The organism is Treponema sp. R80B11-R83G3, from assembly GCF_054786115.1.
This window is the reverse complement of sequence record NZ_BDHF01000070.1, coordinates 1-6,607: the sequence shown is the minus strand read 5'-3', so window position 1 is coordinate 6,607 and position 6,607 is coordinate 1. Positions and strand designations below refer to the sequence as shown.

Annotated in this window: 10 protein-coding genes and 2 tRNA genes; 9 read left to right on the top strand and 3 right to left on the bottom strand. The window is 43.1% G+C overall.

The window, feature by feature from the left end; all coding sequences use genetic code 11:
* Both ACYVRH_RS09610 and ACYVRH_RS09605 read right to left on the bottom strand, forming a co-directional pair.
* On the bottom strand, window positions 1-256 hold a 256-nt coding region (locus ACYVRH_RS09610; protein ID WP_461256695.1), incomplete at its 3' end, for a type II toxin-antitoxin system PemK/MazF family toxin.
* Window positions 250-507: an AbrB/MazE/SpoVT family DNA-binding domain-containing protein gene (locus ACYVRH_RS09605; RefSeq protein ID WP_461256694.1), complete on the bottom strand. Its 258-nt coding sequence runs from the start codon at window positions 505-507 to the stop codon at window positions 250-252. The genes ACYVRH_RS09605 and ACYVRH_RS09610, both read right to left, overlap by 7 nt.
* 277 nt (window positions 508-784) lie before the next feature.
* Here ACYVRH_RS09605 and ACYVRH_RS09600 point away from each other — a divergent pair, with 277 nt between their 5' ends.
* The 7 genes from ACYVRH_RS09600 (at window position 785) to ACYVRH_RS09570 (ending at window position 4,360) form a co-directional block, all read left to right on the top strand.
* A complete protein-coding gene (locus ACYVRH_RS09600; RefSeq protein WP_461256693.1) occupies window positions 785-1,279 on the top strand; it encodes a bacteriohemerythrin in 495 nt (164 codons plus the stop codon).
* Window positions 1,280-1,401: 122 nt separating this feature from the next.
* Window positions 1,402-1,488: transfer RNA gene (locus ACYVRH_RS09595), tRNA-Ser, on the top strand.
* 11 nt (window positions 1,489-1,499) lie between these two features.
* Window positions 1,500-1,586 (top strand) — tRNA-Ser (locus ACYVRH_RS09590).
* 108 nt (window positions 1,587-1,694) lie between these two features.
* On the top strand, window positions 1,695-1,916 hold the full coding sequence (locus tag ACYVRH_RS09585) for a NifU family protein (protein WP_461256692.1): 222 nt from the start codon (window positions 1,695-1,697) through the stop codon (window positions 1,914-1,916).
* A 58-nt stretch (window positions 1,917-1,974) separates the two neighbouring features.
* A complete protein-coding gene (locus tag ACYVRH_RS09580; RefSeq protein WP_461256691.1) occupies window positions 1,975-3,693 on the top strand; it encodes a YgiQ family radical SAM protein in 1,719 nt (572 codons plus the stop codon).
* A gap of 69 nt (window positions 3,694-3,762) precedes the next feature.
* Complete coding sequence (locus ACYVRH_RS09575) at window positions 3,763-4,026, top strand: type II toxin-antitoxin system HicA family toxin (protein ID WP_461256690.1); 264 nt, start codon at window positions 3,763-3,765, stop codon at window positions 4,024-4,026.
* Window positions 4,019-4,360 (top strand): type II toxin-antitoxin system HicB family antitoxin, encoded by a 342-nt coding sequence (locus ACYVRH_RS09570; RefSeq protein WP_461256689.1) that lies wholly within the window; start codon window positions 4,019-4,021, stop codon window positions 4,358-4,360. Before ACYVRH_RS09575 ends, ACYVRH_RS09570 begins: the two co-directional genes overlap by 8 nt.
* A 25-nt stretch (window positions 4,361-4,385) precedes the next feature.
* Here the strand turns inward: ACYVRH_RS09570 and ACYVRH_RS09565 are convergent, their stop codons facing one another.
* Window positions 4,386-5,387, bottom strand: coding sequence for a tRNA dihydrouridine synthase (locus ACYVRH_RS09565; RefSeq protein ID WP_461256688.1), 1,002 nt, complete (start codon window positions 5,385-5,387; stop codon window positions 4,386-4,388).
* A 131-nt stretch (window positions 5,388-5,518) separates the two neighbouring features.
* Here ACYVRH_RS09565 and ACYVRH_RS09560 point away from each other — a divergent pair, with 131 nt between their 5' ends.
* The gene (locus ACYVRH_RS09560) at window positions 5,519-5,956 is read left to right on the top strand and encodes a response regulator (RefSeq protein WP_461253883.1); all 438 of its coding nucleotides are present in this window, start codon (window positions 5,519-5,521) and stop codon (window positions 5,954-5,956) included.
* A gap of 173 nt (window positions 5,957-6,129) precedes the next feature.
* Window positions 6,130-6,607 (top strand): hypothetical protein (locus ACYVRH_RS09555; protein WP_461256687.1); only part of this gene is annotated, 478 nt, incomplete at its 3' end.

Below are 6,607 nucleotides of genomic sequence, written 5' to 3'. Positions count from 1 at the left end.
CGGTTCCGTTATAATCAATTGTGACTAATTGATCAAGTAAAATAGCCCCGGTTGATTTTGTTTTCATTAAAGGAACATACAGGGGATACTGCCGAGACGTGTTTGAAATTGGCGCGAACACGGCAATATTGGCATAATCACTTACAAGATGATGACTTAAACAAATATAAGGCCGATAACCTTTTTGTTCATGCCCCTGTTTTGGATCAAGGTTAATTTTTATAATGTCGCCTTGCATCGGAACACTGTTTACCATTTTTCATTTCCAATCGGTTCAACCGGATTCGTAAGTTCTGTCCTGAAAGATTCCCCGGAATAGTCTTTGAAAAGATATTCGATAGTTCCCTCTCTAGGCGTTTCCGGTTTGGAAACAGTCAATACATTTTCCCTAACTTCCAAAACAACTTCATCATTTGCTGAAATTCCCAATCGGCGGGTCATTTCAACAGGAATCCGCAACGCTTGGCTATTTCCCCACATAGAAACAGTCGCTTTTGTCCGTAACATAGAACACCTCACTACAATGGCGGTTATTGTGATAATATCCGACGTTTTAATGTTGGATATTATAGTATATACAAAATGTAGATACATAGCAAGCGGTCGGCTATCAAAATATTTGAAACAGTCAATATCATAATAATAAAACTTTTTCCAAAAAAAGATACCATGCCTTTTAATAAACTTTTTCTTTATTTATTATATGGTATAGATATATAATGAAAAAATAGCAAATACGTCAATAATAAATTGATCTGCTTATGACATTATCAGGAGGCATAAAATGGATGCTAAATCATCGACTGTACTTCCACAGTCCAAAAATCATGTTGCATGGTCTAACACATATTCAATGGGGGTAAAATTAATTGACGACCAGCACAAAGGCCTTATAGATTTCGTAAACGATTTATTCAATCATGCCAGCGGAAACGAGAATGAAGAACGGACATATTTTGCGTTAGTTATTCAACAGGCGGTTCAGTATATAAAAGAACATTTTAAAGCGGAAGAAAAATTAATGATCGGAACTAAATTCCCCGGTTATGCGGGACATAAAAAGGTTCACGATGAATTTACGCTGACGGTTGTTAAGAGCGTAAAAGACTTTGAATCAGGAAAGCGATTAGTTCTTGAAAAATTCGCCTATTTTCTTAAAGACTGGGTTTTAACGCACATAGCCGTAATGGACAGACAATACGCGGATTATTTCAGAAAGATTGCCACCCGCAAAGCGGATGGGAAATTGAGTATTACAAAGGCGGATATAGCAAACTAAACATATCTTCATAAAATACCTTCCCCTTGACACAAACCCCTTCCCTAGTTACAGTAAATAAGCTCTATCGGGAACATCTGTCGAACCGCGAATCAACATCGCAGTACACGCAGTTCCCAACCGGAGAGATGCGAGAGCGGTTGAATCGGGCGGTCTCGAAAACCGTTGTGTTCGTAAGGACACCGAGGGTTCGAATCCCTCTCTCTCCGTCCGGTATTTTGGAGAGATGACCGAGCGGCCGAAGGTGTACGATTGGAAGTCGTATGTACCCGGAAGGGTACCGAGGGTTCAAATCCCTCTCTCTCCGTTGCTAAAAAATCCTACGGATTTTTTAGCTTAGGAGTTTTACTTCGTAAAACTCCTAATTGGCAGTGGGAGGGATTCGAACCGGAGCGTGAATCACGAAGGAGTATATATGGAAGAACAAGTAAGAGCCGCGTTGGAAAATGTACGGCCATCTTTACAGGCTGACGGTGGAGACGTTGAATTTGTCTCTGTAGACAATGAAGGCACAGTCTCGGTAAAACTTACAGGGGCTTGCGGTCACTGTCCGATGTCTCAGATGACCCTTAAAATGGGAATCGAAAATTACCTCAAAAAGGAAATACCCCAGGTCAAAGCCGTCGTCGGGGTCTAAACCGCACGATTCCACTCAAGGCAATTCGTCGCAAAACAACTCGTTGCTAGGCAACTTGTTGCCCGTTTGCCGCCGCGACATGGACGAGCGCGGTTGGAAAGAGTGCGACTTCATCTTTGTTTCAGGCGATGCCTATGTGGACCACCCTTCTTTCGCGGCGGCGCTTTTGTGCCGCCTGTTGGAAGCGGCAGGTTTTCGCGCCGGAATAATTCCTCAGCCTAACTGGAAAGACCCCTCATCATATACCGTATTGGGAAGACCGCGCCTCGCTTTTTTAGTCGGCGCGGGCAACATGGATTCCATGGTTGCCCATTACACCGCCGCAAAACGCAAACGCTCCGATGACGCGTATTCTCCGACCGGGAAAAACGGCCTGCGTCCCGACCGCGCCACTTTGGTTTATGTCGAGGGAATCAGGCGCGCGTACAAGGATGCGCCGGTAATTATAGGAGGGATTGAGGCAAGCCTCCGCCGATTTGCCCATTATGATTACTGGTCTGACACCGTGCGCCGGTCAATCTTGCTTGATTCAAAAGCGGATATTCTTGTCTTTGGAATGGGAGAAAAACCGCTGTTGAATATAGCGCGCCGGTTAGCGAAAGGTGAAGCAATCGGCAGTATAAGTGATGAGAGGGGAACTTGCGTCCGCGTTCATGGAAGAGCCGCTATCGATCAATGGAAAGACGTGTGCTTTCTGCCTAAATATGAAGCAGTAAAAGAAAAAGACGAGACTTCGTTACGCGCTTACGCCGAGCATTTTATGATACAGAAACAAAACGCCGATCCTTTAACCGCGAAACCGTTGGCGGAAGAAAACGATGGGCATCGCTGGGTTATCCAAAATCCCCCCGCTCTGCCCCTTTCAACCAAAGAACTGGATGCTTTATACGAACTTCCCTTTACGCGAAAAGCCCACCCAATGTATGACGCGCAAGGCGGCATTGACGCGCTTAAAGAAGTTTCCTTTTCGTTGGTTTCAAGCCGGGGTTGTTTTGGCGGATGTTCTTTTTGCGCGATTACCAGTCACCAGGGGCGGGCTGTTGTCGGGCGCAGCAAAGAAAGTCTGCTCCGTGAAGCGCGTACTCTTGCCGCGCGTCCCGACTTTAAAGGATACATTCACGATGTCGGCGGCCCTACCGCAAACTTTTTCAGACCCATTTGCGAAAAGCAGGAGCGCGGCAGTTTTTGCGCAAACAGGGAATGTCTGTATCCATACCCCTGTCCTAACTTAAAAGCGGATCACAGTCAGTATTTAAAAACACTAAAAGCTTTGCGCGAAATTTCTGGTATTAAAAAAGTTTTTATCCGTTCAGGATTGCGCTTCGATTTTATTCAAAATGATAAAAAACACGGAAAAGAGTTTTTAGAAACCTTGTGCCAATTCCATGTAAGCGGCCAGTTAAAAGTCGCCCCTGAGCATATCTGCGCAAATGTGCTGGAAGCGATGGGCAAATGCCCCCACTCAAGTTATGAAGAATTTAGAAAAGATTTTACCGCTATAAACAAGCGGCTCCGTCTAAAACAGTACCTGCTGCCTTATTTCATAACGTCCCACCCATGCGCGGGCATGAAAGAAGCGGAAGAACTTTCCCAGTACTTGAAAAAAACTCGCTTTGCTCCCGAACAAACGCAAGACTTTTATCCCACACCGGGAACCATGTCCACAGTAATGTACCACACAGGCCTCGATCCACGGACAATGAAGCCGATTTATGTCGCAAAAGGAGACAGGGATAGGCGCAAGCAGAAAGAACTAATTCATTCTTTGGCGTATTAGATTGCTTGTAACTAAATAATAGTTGCAAAACTTTCATTTTTTGCGTATATTATAAATTAGAAACGGATTATGGCAAGATCAAAAAAGTTGTTAAAACGCCTGTTAGGCAGTCCAAATGACTTTACTTTTGGAGAGCTTGAAACGCTACTGGGCGGTTTTGGGTTCCAGCTGTCAAATGCCGGAGGTACAAGCGGATCAGCCGTTCGTTTCATAAATTCTAAAACAGGTCAAATCATCCGGCTTCATAAACCGCATCCATCGCCTGTTTTAAAACAATATCTTGTTAAATTCATCATTAACGAATTAAAACAAGGAGGGTATCTGAATGACTGACAATATGCTCAAATACAAGGATTTTTACGGCAGTGTTGAATATTCGGCATCTGACGAATGTTTCTTCGGTAAAATTATTGGGACTGCCGACCTCGTAACTTTTGAAGGTAAAAGCGTAAGTAATCTAAAAAAAGCCTTTACCGAAGCGGTTGAAGATTATCTTGTTTTGTGTAAAGAAGCTGGAAAAGAACCGCAAAAATCTTATAAAGGTTCTTTTAATATCCGCATTTCACCTGAACTTCATAAGGCTGCGGCGGTTATTGCAGGTAAAAAAGGCATATCATTAAACACTTTTGTAGAAAAAGCAATTTATGATGAGGTTTACGCATTATAGGAGTACACGAATGACTTACTCCCCATTATTCTTCATTCATCTTAAAATACCCCTTCCAAACCAACTCAATGCCGGACAAAGTTTTTTCCCTGTTTAATTGCGTTTTCAAATAATTTCCCCATTTTAAATTGTCGCAGAAAAAACCAAAAAAGCGCATGGCTCTGGAAAGATGAAAATCGGGGGGCTGGTACTTGGTTAAAAGTTCTAAAAAACGAAGTCCTATTTCTTCGATATTTGGAACAGAGCTCAAATTTGGGGACAGAGCTTCTCCAGAGACAGAAGCCAAATCCGGGGACAGAGTTCCTTTGGCGACAGAACTCGCGCCTTCAATCTTTCGCGCCTTGGCAAAAATCCACGGCTGACGTGCCGCCGCCCGCCCAACCATTACCGCGTCGCATGAGCCGTCAGCTCGGCGGACAAGATCGTTGGGGGTGGATATATCCCCGTTTCCGGCTACCGGGATTTTCAACTCCCGCTTTAGCCGCCCAACATACTCCCAACGGGCAAGGCGTTTGAACTTTTCCGTAACCAGCCGGGGGTGGAGGGTAATAAGCTCTACCCCTTCCGCCTCAAGACGACTGCAGAAGCGTACTAAATAGTCAAAATCATCCTTGTAACCTACGCGTAATTTTACGCTTAGGCGGTGCTTAATAAGCGGTCTAATATGGGAAATTAGCTCTCCGGCATGGTCAATCGAGGCCATCCATGCGGCTCCGGCACCTGTTTTTCGTATTAAAGGGGCACTACAGCCCATATTTATGTCGATTCCGGCGCAATCCAACTTGTCTAGGAGGGTTACGGCATTGGAAATCTGCCCAATATCTGAGCCAACAACTTGAAAAACGACCTTTTCCGGTTTTGGAGCGGCATCAATGTACCATTTTTCGTATGGACCGCCTGCAAAAAGAGCGCCAGCACTTATCATTTCGGAATAATAAGCGTCACAACCGCCAAAATCTTCAATTAATTCCCTAAATGCTCTGTGGCTTATTTCAGCCATAGGTGCAAGGTAAAATGGCACGCCCATTGACATTCTCCAAATTTATCGTTAAACTAGCTTTATTGAAAGTTTTTCATTAAAGATGAATAATTAATGCTTTCAATGCTTGACTATTTTTAAAATATATCATATTATTTTAAACAAGAGGAGCGTACAGGATGATAGCAAAGACTGATATGCCTAATATCAATGAAAAAACCGCTGAAGGAATAAAGCCGGAAGGTGTGCCTTACCGCGTGCTGGTTGTTGACGACTCAATGTTTATTGCGAAACAGTTAGGTCAGATTTTCACATCAGAAGGTTTTGATGTAGCGGACACAGCCGCCGATGGAGCACAAGGTGTAGAAAAATATAAAGCTTTACATCCAAACATTGATTTGGTTACCATGGATATTACCATGCCGGTTATGGATGGCGTTTCCGCATTGGAAAAAATTCTCGAATTTGACAAGAATGCCAATGTAATGATGGTAAGCGCGTTGGGTAAAGAAGATGTAGTAAAGAAGTGCCTCTTAATGGGAGCAAAGAGCTACATCGTAAAACCCTTGGACAGAAAAAAGGTTTTGGAAAGGGTTGTTTCCGTACTAAAGCGGTAGTATCTAATCAAAAAAAATAATCTCAAATTACAAGTGAGGATGTATTGTCTTCACTTGATTTTTATGAATAAATTAACAAATCTCAAGTGTTAATTAGTAAGAATATTACTAATTACAAAAGTATATTTGACGAATTTCGTTTTTATGTTATAATGATACATAAGAGGAGAGGAATGAGACTGCCAAAAGAGAATACAATCAAAATAATTAAAATTTTTTTACTTCAAGTGATTTTCTTAATATCGTTAAATAAACTATACGCTCAAACGGAATTTCCCGCAGGGGATTTTTGGGCGTTAGACGCGGGACTTGGAATGAGCGGTATCCTTGTAGATGGATTCTCTTTTCAATTAGTTATTGACCCAAAACTCTGGCTTTCACCGCCGTTAATGGTTGGCGCTAGAGTCGGCATAAATTACAGCGCCGAAGAAGGAAAGGATAAAAGCGATATTCTTACATTTGAAGGCCAAGTTTATATGCGCTGGAACTTTTTACGGCTTGGTAAGAATGAAAATAAAAAAGTGGACATTTTTGCCCAAGCGGGATTAGGGTTGATCTCGGCGTACAGGGGATGGGGCAGCGAGGTTTTTGACGACGTAACAAGGACGCGGGGATCATTGCTTGCGGACGCGGGGATAGGAATTACAGTAC

What these genes read in the sequence shown, in the direction of transcription:
- ACYVRH_RS09605 (WP_461256694.1), bottom strand. Translation starts at nt 507, where the DNA reads ATGTTACGGACAAAAGCGACTGTTTCTATGTGGGGAAATAGCCAAGCG.
- ACYVRH_RS09600 (WP_461256693.1), top strand. Translation starts at nt 785, where the DNA reads ATGGATGCTAAATCATCGACTGTACTTCCACAGTCCAAAAATCATGTT.
- ACYVRH_RS09585 (WP_461256692.1), top strand. Translation starts at nt 1,695, where the DNA reads ATGGAAGAACAAGTAAGAGCCGCGTTGGAAAATGTACGGCCATCTTTA.
- ACYVRH_RS09575 (WP_461256690.1), top strand. Translation starts at nt 3,763, where the DNA reads ATGGCAAGATCAAAAAAGTTGTTAAAACGCCTGTTAGGCAGTCCAAAT.
- ACYVRH_RS09570 (WP_461256689.1), top strand. Translation starts at nt 4,019, where the DNA reads ATGACTGACAATATGCTCAAATACAAGGATTTTTACGGCAGTGTTGAA.
- ACYVRH_RS09565 (WP_461256688.1), bottom strand. Translation starts at nt 5,387, where the DNA reads ATGGGCGTGCCATTTTACCTTGCACCTATGGCTGAAATAAGCCACAGA.
- ACYVRH_RS09560 (WP_461253883.1), top strand. Translation starts at nt 5,519, where the DNA reads ATGATAGCAAAGACTGATATGCCTAATATCAATGAAAAAACCGCTGAA.